The organism is Streptomyces mayonensis (assembly GCF_018982965.1).
Taxonomy (GTDB): domain Bacteria; phylum Actinomycetota; class Actinomycetes; order Streptomycetales; family Streptomycetaceae; genus Streptomyces; species Streptomyces mayonensis.
Genome location: NZ_JACBYP010000010.1, coordinates 55,845 through 70,444, shown reverse-complemented (window position 1 = coordinate 70,444; position 14,600 = coordinate 55,845). Strand labels below are relative to the sequence as shown.

Annotated in this window: 13 protein-coding genes; 5 read left to right on the top strand and 8 right to left on the bottom strand. The window is 71.7% G+C overall.

Annotation, left to right across the window (positions count from 1 at the left end):
- The first annotated feature begins 89 nt into the window (after window positions 1-89).
- The 3 genes from HZS56_RS05885 to HZS56_RS05875 all read left to right on the top strand — a co-directional run bounded on the left by HZS56_RS05885 (window position 90) and on the right by HZS56_RS05875 (window position 3,218).
- Window positions 90-1,076 (top strand): Bug family tripartite tricarboxylate transporter substrate binding protein, encoded by a 987-nt coding sequence (locus HZS56_RS05885; RefSeq protein WP_216719622.1) that lies wholly within the window; start codon window positions 90-92, stop codon window positions 1,074-1,076.
- A 158-nt stretch (window positions 1,077-1,234) separates the two neighbouring features.
- Complete coding sequence (locus HZS56_RS05880) at window positions 1,235-1,717, top strand: tripartite tricarboxylate transporter TctB family protein (RefSeq protein WP_216719659.1); 483 nt, start codon at window positions 1,235-1,237, stop codon at window positions 1,715-1,717.
- Between the two features lies 1 nt (window position 1,718).
- Window positions 1,719-3,218: a tripartite tricarboxylate transporter permease gene (locus HZS56_RS05875; protein WP_216719621.1), complete on the top strand. Its 1,500-nt coding sequence runs from the start codon at window positions 1,719-1,721 to the stop codon at window positions 3,216-3,218.
- A 72-nt stretch (window positions 3,219-3,290) separates the two neighbouring features.
- On the opposite strand, the gene HZS56_RS05870 is transcribed toward HZS56_RS05875, so the two are convergent.
- Window positions 3,291-3,887, bottom strand: a complete 597-nt coding sequence (locus HZS56_RS05870; protein WP_374201084.1) for a YdeI/OmpD-associated family protein — start codon at window positions 3,885-3,887, stop codon at window positions 3,291-3,293.
- A 389-nt stretch (window positions 3,888-4,276) separates the two neighbouring features.
- On the opposite strand from HZS56_RS05870, the gene HZS56_RS05865 reads away from it, so the two are divergent.
- A complete protein-coding gene (locus HZS56_RS05865) occupies window positions 4,277-4,720 on the top strand; it encodes a suppressor of fused domain protein (protein ID WP_253913801.1) in 444 nt (147 codons plus the stop codon).
- 16 nt (window positions 4,721-4,736) lie between these two features.
- Here the strand turns inward: HZS56_RS05865 and HZS56_RS05860 are convergent, their stop codons facing one another.
- Window positions 4,737-5,318 (bottom strand): TetR/AcrR family transcriptional regulator, encoded by a 582-nt coding sequence (locus tag HZS56_RS05860; protein ID WP_216719618.1) that lies wholly within the window; start codon window positions 5,316-5,318, stop codon window positions 4,737-4,739.
- A 92-nt stretch (window positions 5,319-5,410) separates the two neighbouring features.
- Between HZS56_RS05860 and HZS56_RS05855 the strand changes: the two genes are divergently transcribed.
- A complete protein-coding gene (locus tag HZS56_RS05855; protein WP_216719617.1) occupies window positions 5,411-6,337 on the top strand; it encodes an oxidoreductase in 927 nt (308 codons plus the stop codon).
- Between the two features lie 168 nt (window positions 6,338-6,505).
- On the opposite strand, the gene HZS56_RS05850 is transcribed toward HZS56_RS05855, so the two are convergent.
- From HZS56_RS05850 to HZS56_RS05825, 6 genes are all read right to left on the bottom strand, one after another.
- A complete protein-coding gene (locus HZS56_RS05850; RefSeq protein WP_253913792.1) occupies window positions 6,506-7,825 on the bottom strand; it encodes an LLM class flavin-dependent oxidoreductase in 1,320 nt (439 codons plus the stop codon).
- Window positions 7,822-9,228, bottom strand: coding sequence for an NtaA/DmoA family FMN-dependent monooxygenase (locus HZS56_RS05845; RefSeq protein WP_216719616.1), 1,407 nt, complete (start codon window positions 9,226-9,228; stop codon window positions 7,822-7,824). The genes HZS56_RS05850 and HZS56_RS05845 overlap by 4 nt, the downstream gene beginning before the upstream one ends.
- 119 nt (window positions 9,229-9,347) lie before the next feature.
- Window positions 9,348-10,322, bottom strand: a complete 975-nt coding sequence (locus HZS56_RS05840; protein ID WP_216719615.1) for a fumarylacetoacetate (FAA) hydrolase — start codon at window positions 10,320-10,322, stop codon at window positions 9,348-9,350.
- 49 nt (window positions 10,323-10,371) lie between these two features.
- Entirely contained in the window at window positions 10,372-11,679 is a 1,308-nt protein-coding gene (locus HZS56_RS05835; protein ID WP_216719614.1) for a pyridoxal phosphate-dependent aminotransferase, read from the bottom strand.
- 40 nt (window positions 11,680-11,719) lie between these two features.
- On the bottom strand, window positions 11,720-13,435 hold the full coding sequence (locus HZS56_RS05830) for an AMP-binding protein (RefSeq protein ID WP_216719613.1): 1,716 nt from the start codon (window positions 13,433-13,435) through the stop codon (window positions 11,720-11,722).
- The gene (locus HZS56_RS05825; RefSeq protein ID WP_216719612.1) at window positions 13,432-14,571 is read right to left on the bottom strand and encodes a Glu/Leu/Phe/Val dehydrogenase dimerization domain-containing protein; all 1,140 of its coding nucleotides are present in this window, start codon (window positions 14,569-14,571) and stop codon (window positions 13,432-13,434) included. The genes HZS56_RS05830 and HZS56_RS05825 overlap by 4 nt, the downstream gene beginning before the upstream one ends.
- Window positions 14,572-14,600 lie beyond the last annotated feature (29 nt).

Genomic DNA, 14,600 nt, shown 5'->3' with positions numbered 1-14,600 from the left:
CGGGCACCATGTGGCCCACGTCACCCACCACGGGGCTCTCCGCAGCCCTCTCCCCGACCGCTCTACCCAACCGACAGGTGGTGTCATACGTGCGCCTGCGCACCCCCCTTGCCCTGCTCGGGGCCGCCGTGCTCGTGCTGGCGGGACCGCCGTTGCTCTCCTCCGGCGACGACTCCGACTCCGGCACCCGGATCCCGGGCCTGCGCTTCATGGTCCCCAACACGCCCGGCGGCGGCTACGACATCACCGCCCGCACGGCCGCGAAGAACGCCGAGGACGCCGAACTCACCCACAGCATCGAGGTGTTCAACCTGCCGGGCGCGGGGGGCACGGTGGGCCTGAGCCGGCTGGTGAGCGAGCACGGGAACGGCAAGCTCGCCATGTCCATGGGCCTGGGCGTCGTCGGCGCCGTCCGCTCCAACCACGCGCCCAAGACCCTCGGCGACACCACGCCGATCGCGCGGCTCACCGAGGAGCAGGACGTCGTCGTGGTCGCCAAGGACTCGCCGTACAAGACGATCGACGAGCTGATCGGCGCCTGGAAGAAGAACCCCGGCAAGATCCCGGTGGGCGGTGGCTCGTCCCCGGGCGGCCCTGACCACCTCGCGCCGATGCTGATGGCGCAGGCCGCGGGGATCGCCCCGAAGTCCGTCAACTACATCCCCTTCGACGGCGGCGGCGAACTGCTCGCGTCGATCCTCGGCAACAAGGTCGGCTTCGGCGTCTCCGGCGTCGGCGAGTACCTGGACCAGATCAAGGCCGGTGAGCTGAGGGTGCTCGCGGTGACCGGCCCGGAGCGGGTGGACGACCTCGAGGAGGCGCCGACGCTCAAGGAGTCCGGGTACGACGTGAACTTCACCAACTGGCGCGGCATCGTCGCCCCGCCCGGCCTGTCCGAGGCGCAGCGCAACAAGCTCACGCGTCTGTTCCAGGAACTGCACGACTCGCCCGAATGGAAGAAGTCCATGGACCAGAACGGCTGGGACGACGCGTTCCTGACCGGTGAGAAGTTCGGCGACTTCCTGGACGCCCAGGACGAGCGCGTGGTGTCGGTGCTGAAGGAGCTGGGCCTGTGACGACGCCGAACGGCTCCTCCGCCGCTCCCGACCCCGCGCCGGACCCCTCCACCGCGGAGTCCACTGACACGGGCTCCACCACCACGGGCGCCGCCACCACCGGCGCCGCCACCGCGGGCGCCGCTGCGGCCGCCTCTTCGGCCGGGAAGCGCTCGTGGCTGCGCGAGCACTCCGAACTCGGCGTGTGCGTCCTGCTGCTGGTGCTGGGTGTGCTGGTACTGACCGACGCGCTCACCATGGACGTCGACATCACCCAGCGCGGTCCGGTGGGCCCCAGGACCGTGCCGGTCGTCGTCGGCGCCGGCCTGCTCGTGATCGCGGCGCTGCTCGCCGTCGACGTGCTGCGCGGCGGCCGCGGCGAGGCCGAGGGCGGTGAGGACGTCGACCTGTCCGAACCGGCCGACTGGCGCACCGTGCTGCTGCTCTCCGGGATCTTCCTCGGCACCGCGGCCCTCATCGAGCCGGCCGGTTTCCCGGTCGCGGGGGCGCTGCTCTTCTGGGGTGCCGCGTTCGCCCTCGGCAGCCGCCGCGTGGACCGCGATCCGCTGATCGCCGCGGTGCTGTCCCTGCTCACCTACGTCCTCTTCGACAAGCTGCTCGGCGTGCCGCTGCCCGGCGGTCCGCTGATGGGAGTGCTCTGACATGAACGCCCTCAACTCCCTCATGGACGGGTTCGGGACGGCCCTGACCCCGGTCAACCTTCTGTGGGCGGCCCTCGGCGTACTGCTCGGCACGGCCATCGGCGTACTGCCCGGCATCGGCCCGGCGATGGCGGTGGCGCTGCTGCTGCCGGTGACGTACGGCCTTGACCCGGTCGCCGCGTTCATCATGTTCGCGGGCATCTACTACGGCGCGATGTTCGGCGGTTCGACCACCTCCATCCTGCTGAACACGCCCGGTGAGAGCGCCGCGGTGGTCGCGGCCATGGAGGGCAACCCCATGGCCAAGGCGGGGCGCGGCGCGCAGGCCCTGGCGGCCGCGGCCATCGGTCACTTCGCGGGCGGCATGATCGGCACGATCCTGCTGGTGGCGCTGGCGCCGACGGTCGCCGACCTGGCCGTGGACATCGGCGCGCCGGACTACTTCGCCATCATGGTGCTGGCGTTCATCGCCGTGACGTCGGTGCTGGGTTCGTCCCGGGTCCGCGGGCTGGCCTCGCTGCTGATCGGTCTGACGATCGGCCTGGTGGGCCTGGACCAGATGACGGGCCAGCAGCGGCTGACCTTCGGTTCGCTGCAACTCGCCGACGGCGTGGACGTGGTGATCGTCGCGGTCGGCCTGTTCGCGATCGGCGAGGCGCTGTGGGTGGCGGCCCACCTGCGGCGCGGCGGGGCCGAGCCGATTCCGGTGGGCCGGCCCTGGCTCGGCCGCGCGGATGTGAAGCGGACCTGGAAGTCGTGGCTGCGCGGCCCGTTCATCGGCTTCCCGTTCGGCGCGATCCCGGCGGGCGGCGCGGAGATCCCGACCTTCCTGTCGTACGTCACGGAGAAGCGGCTGTCCAAGCACAAGGACGAGTGGGGCAAGGGTGCCATCGAGGGCGTGGCCGGTCCCGAGTCGGCGGCGTCGGCCTCGGCCGCGGGCACGCTGGTGTCGATGCTGACCCTGGGGCTGCCGACCACGGCGGTCGCCGCGGTCATGCTGGCCGCCTTCCAGCAGTACGGCATCCAGCCGGGACCGCTGCTCTTCGAACGCGAACCCGAGCTGGTCTGGGGCCTGATCGCGTCGCTCTTCGTCGGCATGGTGCTGCTGCTCGCGCTGAACCTGCCGCTGGCGCCGGTGTGGGCCAAGCTGCTGCGGATCCCGCGGCCGTACCTGTACGCCGGGATCATGTTCTTCGCGGCGGTCGGTGCGTACGCCGTCGGCGGCGAGGTCGTCGACCTGGTGATCCTGCTCGTCATCGGACTCATCGGCTTCGGGATGCGCCGCTACGGCCTGCCCATCCTGCCTGCCGTGATCGGTGTGATCCTCGGCCCGAACGCGGAGCAACAGCTGCGCCGCGCCCTGCAGATCAGCGACGGCAGCGTGTCGGGCCTGGTCAACACGCCGTTCTCGGTGACGGTGTACGCGGTGATCGCACTGTTGCTGGTCTGGCCGCTGCTCAAGCGCCTGGTGGTCCGGGGGCGTTCACGCGCCGACGCCTGATCCCCCGAGCCCCCGGCCCCCGGGCCCCGTCCGCCGGCGATCGCGGCCATCGGGACCCGGGGCGGGGCGGGCTCAGCGCAACTTCTTCCCCTGCGCCAGCATTTCGACGAACTTCTCGATGCGGGCGGCCCGCGTCTCGGCCTTCTTCGCGTCCTCGACGCGGTACAGGATCGCGTAGCGGTTGCGGCTGTCGAGGGTATCGAAGAAGGCGGCCGCCCCGGGCTCGGCGTCCAGGGCGGCGCGGAGGTCGTCGGGCACGGTCGCCCTGCTCTGCGACGCGTAGGCGGCGTCCCAGCGGCCGTCGGCCTTCGCCTTGTCGACCTCGCGCTGCCCCGCCGGCCGCATCCGGCCGCTGTCGATCAGTGCGACGGCCTTCTCCCGGTTCACCTTCGACCACTTGCTTCCGGAGCGGCGAGGGGTGAAGCGTTGCAGCCAGTGCTGCTCGTCCAGCTTCTTCTTCTGCCCGTCGATCCAGCCGTAGCACAAGGCCGACTCCAGCGCGTGCGCGTAGTCGACCCCGTCGATGCCCGCGCCGACCCGGGGGATCTGGAACCAGACCCCCGTCGCGTCCTCGTGGTGCTCGTCCAGCCACTTCTCCCACTCGTCCTGCGTGGCGAAGAACAGAACAGGATCCGGCGGCTTCCGCGCTCCCTCAGACATGCAGGGCATGCAATCCCACTCCGGGCGGCGGGTCAACCACCGTCTCGGTCCGGGAAGCCCGGCCGACCCCGCGGTCCCGGCTGTTCCGGCCGGTGCCCGCCAGGCTCCGCCGGCAGCACCGCGGCCGGCCTCGGCCCGCACCCGGTCCTCCACCGGGAGAGTGGCCGTCGGCTGCTGCGTATCCTGGCCGCACGCGGCAAGGCTTCCGGGCCGCCGGCATCGGAGGCGGCCCGGGAGGCGGAACGTCTCGGTGTGCGGAACGTCTCGGTGTGGTGAGCGAAGGGGTGGCACACGTGGCGGAGGCGGACGACTACACGGAACATCTGAGGCGCCACCTGGGGCAGGTGGCGGACCGTGAGGATGCCCCGGACCGGGAATGCGCCCTGCTGGAGTTCCGTATGGAGGAGCCGGCGCTGGTCACGGTGGTCACCGACGGGCTCCGTTTTCAGCCCGTCACCTGTCTGGCCAATTTTGAACTGGCGTGCACCCTTCGGGTGGAACAGCGTCACATCGCGCGCCACTTCACCGACTCCGTGGCCCGGCGGACGCTCGCACGCCCGGACTCGCTCGTCCAGTACGGATTCGTGGTCGAAAACGACAGGCCCCTCGTGAACGGGACGCGGATCCAGGCCCTCCTCGGCTGCCCGAGCCCGTACTTCCGGGACGGCTTCGACCTGTTGCGGGACGAGTCCGGCGGTATCACGGTTCAGACCATCACCCTCCTGCCGATCACCTCTGGCGAGGCCGGCCTGGTCCGGGAGAAGGGCATGGACGCCGTGGCCGAGCTCTTCTGGGACAGGAAACCCAACCTGCTGGACGTCACCCGCGAATCCGTCGTCTGAGGCATCGGCGGCCCACTCACAACCCATGAACCCCGGGCCGGTCCGGGGTGACGAGGCGGCGTACGGCGTCAATGATCGTTGCGCGCCGCTGTGCGGGCGGGACCAGGGAGTTGACGTCCTCGGTGTGGTGCTGCCACATGTTCGCGAGAGTCAGGACCAGCGCCAGGATCTCCGCGGCCGGCTTGTCCCGCCGGACGCTGCCGCGTTGCTGGGCGGCCTCGACAGCGGTGATCTTGTCGTGCATCGAGCGGGCCACGATGCCGGGCGCCGGCCGTGCGGTGCCTTCCAGCGCGTACCAGGTGAGGAAGCGCATGACCTGGGGGTACTGCTGCCCGGCGTCGTGCAGGCGGCCGGCGTACTCGGGCAGGTCGTCGGCATCGAGGGGGACCGCGTTCACCGTCTGCTCGGCGACCGCCTCGTAAACGGCCTCGAACAGGCCCTCCTTGCCGGCGGCGAAGGAGTACACCAGGCCGGGGCTGATACCCGCACGCTTGGCGAGCCGGTCCACGCGGGCTCCGGAGACACCGAACTCGGCGAACTCGGCGAGGGCGGCTTCCATCAGCTGCCGGCGCTTACGGTCGGGGTCACGCGTTGCCATGCACCCCAGCCTCCCTTAGTGAACGTTCATTTGACAAGTCGGCCCGGCTCCTCCATAGGATGAAGTAAATGAACATTCATTCAAGGAGTGGCATGCCGAATTCGCACTGGAGCCCGGTCGACGTCCCCGATCTCCTGGGCGGGACCGCGCTGATCACCGGCGCCAACAGCGGCATCGGCTACCGCACCGCCCAGGTGCTGGCGGAGCACGGTGCCCGCATCCTGCTCGCGGGGCGGCGCCCCGACTCCCTGGTGGATGCCGCCCGCCGCCTGCGCGCGGACGTGCCCGGCGCCCGTCTGGAGACGGTGGAACTCGACCTCGGCAGCCTTGGCGCGATCCGCGAGGCGGCCGCGCCGCTCGCCGCGGGCGAGACCCTCGACCTCCTCGTCAACAACGCCGGCGTGATGGATGTCCCGGAGCGACGGCTGACCCGCGACGGACTGGAACTCACGATGGGCACCAACCACCTCGGCCATTTCGCGCTGACCGCACACCTGATGCCTGCCCTGCAGCGCTCCGCGGCCGCCCGGGTCGTCACGGTCAGCGCCATCGCCGCCGCCTGGCGCTCCGGTGATCTCACAGACCTGATGAGTGAGAGCGGCTACCGCCCGATGAGCGCGTACGCGAAGTCCAAGCGCGCCAACATCGTCTTCACCCAGGAACTCGCCCGCCGCCTGGCCGGCACTGCGCACCGCGCTGTGGCCGTCCATCCGGGCTCGGCCGTCACCAACCTGCAGCGCCACACCTCCACCAGCCGGACGGGGCGCCTGCTCATGGCTCTCGCCTCCCGCACGCTGATGGGCTCCCCCGACGGCGCGGCCTGGCCGTCCCTGTATGCCGCGACCCATCCCGAGGTCGTCAACGGGGCCTATCTCGGCCCGGCGGGACGCGACCAGACCTCCGGCACGCCCCAACCGGTCCGGCTGCCCGCCGGGGCCGACGGCCCCGACCTGGGGGCCTGGCTGTGGCGCGAGAGCGAGCGGCTGACCGGCGTCGTCTTTCCGGTCCTGCGGAACTGACCGCGCCCGGAGCCTGACTCTCCCACTCGGTGCGCCGGACCTCACACCTGCAGTGACGGCAGCCGCGGACCTACCCGAGGAACGACAGCCGGACCTGACGGCCCGTATTGTCGCGATTCGTGTCCACCAGCATCCTTCAGGGCGACCCGGACTGTCTGCAGCCGCCTGTCAACCCGCCTTCGCGTAGCGGCTGGCGGGGCGTGCCAGGCCGAGGTGGCCACGCAGGGTGGTGGACGCGTACTCCGTACGGAACGCTCCGCGCCGTTGGAGTTCCGGGACCAGGCTCCGGGTGATGGCCGTGAGGTCGTGCGGCAGCGTGGCCGGGCGGAGGCGGAAGCCGTCCAGGCCGGTGGAGTGCCGGTCGAGGAGGAGGTCGGCCAGTTCGGCGGGGGTGCCGGTGAAGATCTCGGCGTCCGAGGTGAGTTCGGCTCCGGCCACCTCGTCCAGGCGGGACTTGCGCCGGGCGGCGGCGCCCGGTTCGTCATCTAGGAGGACGATGAGGTCCGCGAGGATGCGCAGGGGCCGCTCGCTCACGTCCCGGCCGATGCGTTCCACCGCCTCGGCCACCTGGGCGAGGGTCGCCGCCGTGCCCGCCCGGTCGTGCGGGGTGATGGCGACGACATCGGAGCTGAGGGCGGCGAACTCGTACGGTGTGGTGGCATGCGCCAGGCTCACCACAAGCGGCTGACCCTGGGGGGTGCGCGGGGTGATGGACGGGCCCTTCACGCTGAAGTTCGCGCCTCGGAAGTCGATGTGGTGAACCTTGTCGCGGTCGAGGAAGCGGCCCGTCGCCGCGTCCCGTATCTCCGCTCCGTCCTCCCAGCTGTCCCAGAGCAACCGTGCTGCCTGCACCACTTCCGCGCCCTCCGCGAAGAGCGCGCGCAGCGGTTGGGAGATCGACTCCGGGTCGGTCACGTCTCCCTCGGTGAGCTGAGGTGTGGTGCGGCGCCCGAAGTGCGCGGCGTCGGCGGCCCGGGACGCGATCTGCGGACGCCAGCCGGCCCGGCCTCGGCTCGCGTGGTCGAGCGTGGCGATGCCGATGGCGACGTGGAAAGGTTCGGTGTGGGTGACGTTGGTGGTCGGGACCAAGCCGATGTGCTGGGTCAGCGGGGCCAGGTGAGCAGCGAGCAGCACCGCGTCCATGCTGCCTCTGACCTGGTCAGTGCGGTCGTCGGGCAGGTGGAAGGCGGCGGACTGGAGGCCGAGCGCGTCCTCGAAGGTGACGAAGTCGAGCAGGCCGCGCTCGGCCTCGATGACCAGGTCGGCCCAGTAAGCGGCGTCGAGCAGCTCGCCGGGCCGGGCGCCTTCCTCGCGCCAGGCCGCCGGATGCCAGCCGGCACCGTCGAGCGCGACGGCGAGGTGGAGGGGGGCCGTGGCGTCGGAGGCGGTGGCCGGGGTGCCGGTCGGGTCGATGGCACCGGTCGGACCGTGCGCGGCACCTGATGTGCCACCCGTCGTGCCGTGCGTGGCGCCCGTCGTGCCGGTCATGCGGAAGTCTCCTTGTCGTCGGACCCGGTGCGCAGGGGCCGGCCGGGGCCGCCCCAGGTGGTCGGGCGGGGGGCGGTGGCCAGGCCCAGGTGGTCCCGGAGCGTGGTGCCGGTGTAGTCGTCACGGTGGACGCCTCTCTCCTGGAGGATCGGCACCACCCGGTCCACGAAGTCGTCCAGGCCGCCCGGTGTGAGGTGCGGGACGAGCACGAAGCCGTCGGCGCCGTCGCTCTGCACGTAGTCGTCGATGGCGTCCGCGACCGTCTGCGGGCTGCCGACGAAGGTCTGGCGGCCGCCGACCTCGATAACCAGCTCCCGGATGGAGAGGTTCCGTTCCTCCGCGAGCTTGCGCCACTGCCGGGCCGTCTCCGCCCGGCCCTTGCGGAAGACGGAGTGGCCCTTCAGGAAGTGGGCGTCGTCCTCGGGTTCGATGTCGGGCAGTGGCCCGTCCGGGTCGTACGCGGACAGGTCGCGTCCCCAGACCGCCTCCAGGTGGGCGATCGCGGTCTGCGGGCTGACCAGCTCGCGGCTGATCTCCTCCGCGTAGGCCGCCGCCTCCTCGTCGGTGTCCGCGACGACCGCGTTGGCGGTGGGAAGGATCAGCAGATCGTCGGGGCTCCGGCCGTACGTCGCCAGGCGCCGCTTCACGTCCCGGTAGAACTCCCGGGCCACGTCGACCCGGTTGTGCTTGCTGAAGATGACCTCGGCGTCGGACGCGGCGAACTCCCGGCCCGCGTCGGACTCGCCGGACTGGATGATCACCGGATGGCCCTGCGGTCCCGGCGGAGTGGTGAACCGGCCGGAGATGTCGAAGTGCCGGCCCCGATGGGCGAAGCGGCCGGCGTCGGCGGCGACGAACTCGCCCGACCGCGCGTCGGCCCTCAGATCGCCGGCCGACCAGCTGTCCCACAACTCCCGTGCTGTGAGGAGGAATTCAGCGGCCCGCGTGTAGCGGTCGGCCTCCGGGAGGAAGCCGCCTCGGCGGAAGTTCTCGCCGGTGAACGCGTCGTAGCTGGTCACCACGTTCCAGGCGGCCCGCCCGCCGCTGAGCCGGTCCAAGGTGGCGAACCGGCGCGCCACTTCGTACGGCTCGTTGAACGTCGCGTTCACCGTGGCGGCCAGGCCGAGGTGCGTGGTGACGGCGGCCAGGGCGCTGAGCACCGTCAGGTTCTCCGGCCGGCCCGCGATGTCCAGGTCGTAGACCTGCCCCTTGTGCTCGCGCAGCCGCAGCCCTTCGGCGAGGAAGAAGAAGTCGAACTTGCCGCGTTCGACGGTCTGCGCGAGCCGGATGAAGGAGTCGATGGATATCTGGCTCTCGGAGCGAGGGTCCGACCAGACGGTCACATTGTGGATGCCGGGCAGCTGCGCTGCGAGATGCACCTGTTTCTTGACGGGGGTGGGCACGGCGCGGTCTCCTCCTGCGAAGTCCGGTGGCGGTGAGGCCGGTTGGGTTGCCGACTCTCCGAGCGTGCCTGCGACCTGTGCCGTCTGCACAGGTCGACCGGCCCTGCTTCACGAGCTGTTCATGCCGTCGCGACAGGCGCGGAGACTTCGGCAGCCTCCGGTGCCGGTGCGGCCGCCGGGGTGGTGGACGGGACCGGCGAGACGTACCGCACCCGGTTCTCGAATGCGACCCCGTGACTCTTCACGTCGATGGCGATCCGGTCGCCGTCGGCGATCCGGAACCCGTCGTGGAAGCTCGCCTCGTCGGCGCCCAGCAGGACGTAGTTGACCAGCCCGGGCCGCCGTACCGCCGGGAAGGTGAACAGATGGTCCGCCATGTCCTGGATCCGGTAGTAGAGCGCGTCTTCGCCGCAGTCGAACGGGCCCTCCCAGGCCGTCGCGCCGTCCCGGACGATGGTGACCCGGCCGGACACCGTGCGCGGCGGCGGGCCGAGGAAGAGCCACGGAGTGAGGGCCGTGTCGCACAGCTTGCAGTACGGGTTGTAGCCCGGGTCCTGGCGGTGCAGACCGATGTCGCACAAGTCGTTGCCGAAGGTGTAGCCGGCGTAGTGCGGGGTGCCGTCGGCGTCGTTCACGTAGACGAGCGCGACCTCGGGCTCCTCGATGAGGCCGACGGGCCGCGCAGGCACGTTCAGGTCCTCTCCGGGCATCCGCGCCCAGTCGCCGAATCCCTTGAAGAACCACTTCGGCGGCGTGAACTCGCCGTCGTCCGGTGCCGTTTCGCCGCCCCACTTCTTCCTGTGCGTGCCCATGAAACCGCTCAGCAGCGCGTTGCCGGTGGCCTGCGGCAGCAGCGGCGGCAGCAGGCGCAGGCCAGGGCCACCGGCCATCACGGTGACCGTCTCCGCGCCCTCGGTGAGCGCGGCACGCAACGCCTCCTCCGAGCCGTCGGTGGCGATGAAGGCGGCGGCGACCCGGCCGTCCTCCACCCGGTACAGGGTCAGCTCGGCACCGTCCTCGGGACGGCCGAAGCCGACATGGCGTTCGCCGTGGTGGAGGACCTCGAAGAGGACGGGAAGATGGGAGTGGGGCATCGGTGGCTCCTTCAGCAGGTGTGTGGGTACATCGGTGAGTCGGGTGACATCAGGCGCGCGGGGTGGGAGCGGCGACCGTTGCGGCCACGAGGTCGGCCAGGACCTCGCCGACCCGGTCCACGGCCTCCCGTATCCACGGCAGGGCGAGTGGGTCGGCCGACTCCAGCGCCGCTGTGCGTTGTTCGTCGCTCTCGCCGTAGAAGTGGCTGGTCGCCGCGCGGATGCGCAGCGGGCGGGCGGGCTCGCCGAACGCGGTGGCGGGCAGGACGCCGACCCCGTACCGCTCGGAGAACAGCGCGGCCAGAGCGTCGCCGTCGTGCACGCCGTGCGCCGCCGCCAGGTGGTCCCGGAGCGGTTCGAAGTCCGGGTAGAGGTAGCAGGTCGCAACGACGGGCGACAGCTCCGCGCCGACGGCGGTGAAACGGGCAGCGACCGCGCGCACCACCTTGGCGTGCAACCGCCGGCTCGCCGCGATCCGCTCGACGACCTCCGGCGGCTCGCCGAACGCGTACGCGGCTGCCGTCTGCACGGGGGACGGCGGGCTCGACCAGATCTGGCTGGCGATCGCCACCAGCCGGGTGTGCAGCGCGCGGCCCAGCTCGCCGTCGGGCAGCCGCGCCACGCCGGTACGCCAGCCGCCGAGCGCCAGATTCTTGGTGAGCCCGGTCGTCACGACGGTCCGCTCAGGGGCGTGCAGAGCCGGGGAGACGGCCGGTCCGGAGCTGTCGTGGACCAGGTCGCAGTAGATCTCGTCGGAGACGACGACCAGGTCGAGTTCGCGGGCCGCTTCCGCCAACTCCCCTACGGTGGAGACCGATGCGACCGTCCCGGTCGGGTTGTCCGGCACGGTCACGACCACCGCACGCGGGTGTCGGCCGGCCGCCCGCGCGTCTGCGACCGCCTCGCGCAGCCGCTCCGGATCCGGCACTCCTCCCTGGCCTGGCAGAATCGGTACGGGAAGGGGCGTAGCGCCGACCAGCCGGGCCTGAGCCGCGTAACTCACCCAGCTGGGGACCGGCACGATCACGTCTCCGCCGATCGCCAGGAGCAGCGCGAAGAGCAGCGCCTTGCTGCCCGGACCTGCCACGACCAGGCCCGGGTCGACCGACAGGCCGCGCCGCTCCCAGTACCCGGCGACGGCGGTCCGCAGGGCCGGGCCGCCGGCGACGGAGCCGTACGCGTTCTCGCCGGCCGCCGCCGCGAGCCGTTCCCGGAGAGCGGGCAGCACCGGCAGGCCGATCTCGCCGCTCGCCATCGACAGGACCCGCTCCCCGGCCGCGCGCCGGCGGGCCAGGGCCTCGTCGGCGGCGAGGGTCGCCGACATGGAGACGGGCGAGACCGGTGTGGGTTGGGCCATGACAGCAGCTCCAGTGCGCGATGGGCGTGCGGGTACGGGGTCAGGCGGAGGGCTCCGGTGCGTACCGCTCCCGTAGCTCCGCCTTCCGGACCTTGCCGGTGAGGGTCTTCGGAAGAGCGGGCACGAGCTCCAGGCGGTCCGGCAGGAAGCGGGCCTCATGGCCCGCCGCCGTGACCCGGGCCCGGACCTCCTCCAGCGTCGGTCCCCGGCCGCCGCGCGGGACCACCACGGCGACGATCAGACCGCCCGGCACTCCGTCCGCGGGCTCCAGGCCCACCAGTGCGGCCTCCTCCGCTCTCGGATGGCTGCCGATCACCGCCTCCAGCTCTGTCATCGGCGCCACGCGTCCGTCCCGCAGGATCGCGTCCCGCGCCCGGCCGATGATCCGGATGCCGCCCCGGCCGTCGTCCCGGGCCAGGTCGCCGGTATCGAACCAGCCGTCCTCGTCCAGCTCGGCCGCGAACGCCTCGGGCCGCTGGTGGTACCCGAGCGCGAGCGAGGCGCCGCGCACCTTGAGCCGGCCGACAGAACCCTCGGCCAACGGCGTCCCGTACGCCTCCGACACCTCGATCCGGGTCTCCATGGCGTCGATCACGCGGCCGTTGCTCCGCGCCGACCAGCCGTCCGGGTCCTCGGGCCGGGTGGTGGTCACGGGCCCGTTCTCCGACATGCCCCAGAGCGAGTGAGCGCGGGCGCCGAGGGTCTCGTGGACCTCGTCGGCCAGCTCCTTCAGCACCGGCGCCGAGCCGATCACGACATGGCGCAGGGTGCCGGTGTCCCGCCGTTCGGCGCGTTGCGACGCGGCCACATCGGCGAGCGTGGCGGGAGGCCCGTAGAGCAGGGTCGCGCCGTACCGCTCGACCAGGTCGAGCAGCGCCTCGTTGCGGCGTACGTCCTGAAAGGCGACGGTCCCGCCCAGCAGGACGCCGGCCAGCACGCCCTGCGCGAAGCCCGAGTAGTGCACCAGCGGCGTGGAGACCGCGGCCACCCACTCCCGATCACCGCCCTCACTCGCTCCGAAGGCGTCGACATATCCGCGTACCGCCGAGTGGACCGTGTTCTGGCTGTGCAGCACGCCTTTGGACAGGCCGGTCGTGCCGGAGGTGAACAGCACCACGAACGGGTCGTCCGCGCCGAGCGCCAGTCCGTCCAGCCGGGCTGCGGCGCCTTCCCGCTCCTCCCGCGCCTCCGCCACGAAATGCTCGTGGAACGGACGCGCACCCTCGGGCAGCAGTGGCCCGTCCACCACCAGCACATGTTTCAGCGACGGAAGGTCATCCAGCAGACCGGTGGCGATCTCCGCCAGCGGGGTGCCCGACCACTCCGGGAGCGTGATGCACACTTGGGCCTGAGTGAGGGAGAGGCGGTGGCGCAGCTCGATCTCGGTGCAGATGGGCGAGATCGGGATGATGACCGCACCGACCCGGATGGAGGCGAAGATCAGCGGCACCATCTCCCACCGGTTGGGCAGCTGTACGGCGACGAAGTCGCCTCGCTCAACACCCAGTTCGAGGAGGGACAGCGCGAACCGGTCGGTCAGACAGTCCAGTTCGGCGTAGGTGAGCGTATCCGTACGGGACTCCGTCACGCGTCGGCCCGCGATGGCGAGCCGGTGCGGTCGCTCGCGCGCCTGGCGGTGCAGATCGTCGAGGAAGGTCTCCGGCCGCCACCAGCCACGGCGGCGGTACTCGGCGGCGCGCTCCTTCGTGACAGCCGCCCGCACCGGGGCGGGCCGCTCCTTCGCCGCCGTGCTCATCCGCGCTCCTTGCGGCGGACCGCGAGCAGTTCCGGCAGCGGGTCGCCCGCGCGCGAGGCCGCGATCTCCAGCAGGTCACGGGTGTTCTGCCGGACCCGGTCGCCGACCCAGTCGAAGACCCAGGCCTTACGCGCCTGTGCCTCCAGGCCGAACGGGACGACCCGGGTCACGGCCAGCGCGGCGGACGCGGCGCCGCCGATGTTGGCGATCACACCCGGCACCAGACCGGCCCCGGAGGCGGCCACCTTCTCCTTGGCGGCAGCGCTGGAGGCGAGGTTGGCGCCCTCCACCACCAGGCCGGTCCGCAGGCGGTGGGCGTTCTCGGCGTTGATCGCGTACTTCTGCGCGGCCAGGATCAGGATGTCCGCGTCCACGTCCAGCCAGGCGTCCGGTTCGGCGGAGAGCTTCACCTCCTGCGGCAGCCGGGTCCGGTCGATCGCGCCGAACTGGTCGGTGACCGCCACGAGTTCGGCCACCGGAAGCCGGTCCGCGCTGATCGTGCCCTGAATGTCCGCGATACCGACGACGATGTGCCCGCGGTCCTCCAGGAACCGCGCCACGGCGCGGCCCACCGCGCCGAACCCCTGCACCACGACCCGGGCCGGCCCGGTGCGGCCGCTCGACTCCAGAGCGGTGACCGCCGCGACGCCGACACCGTGGCCGGTGGCGTCGATCAGGGGCTCGTAGTACGTACGCCAGTCGATCGGCATGTCGGGAGCGCCGAGCCGGTAGCGCGGGTCGTACTTCGCCGCCTCGAAGAAGACGGCCCGGTCGGCAGGCGTGACGCCCATGTCGATGCCCAGGTGGATGCCGCCGTGCAGGAGCGGCTTCACCGTGCGGCCGAAGGTGCGGAAGGTCTCCTCGCGTGCCGCGCCCACGGAGTTCGTAGCGTCGGCCGCGATCCCGGCCTTGGCACCGCCGATGCGGAGGCCGGCCAGCGTGAACTTCTCGGTCATGTCCCTGGCCAGGCCCGCGACCTCCTCCTCGTTCACACCGGTGGTCATCCGGGTGCCGCCCATCGCCAGGCCGTCGACGAGCGTGTCGATGACCACCCAGCCCTCAATGGCGCCGCCGCTGCCGTTGAGGTGGACGGTGAGGGCGGGGTCCTGCGGTTCTTCCGGTATTGCTGCGCTCATGGTGAGGTCCTCGTTCTGTACGGAGGGGT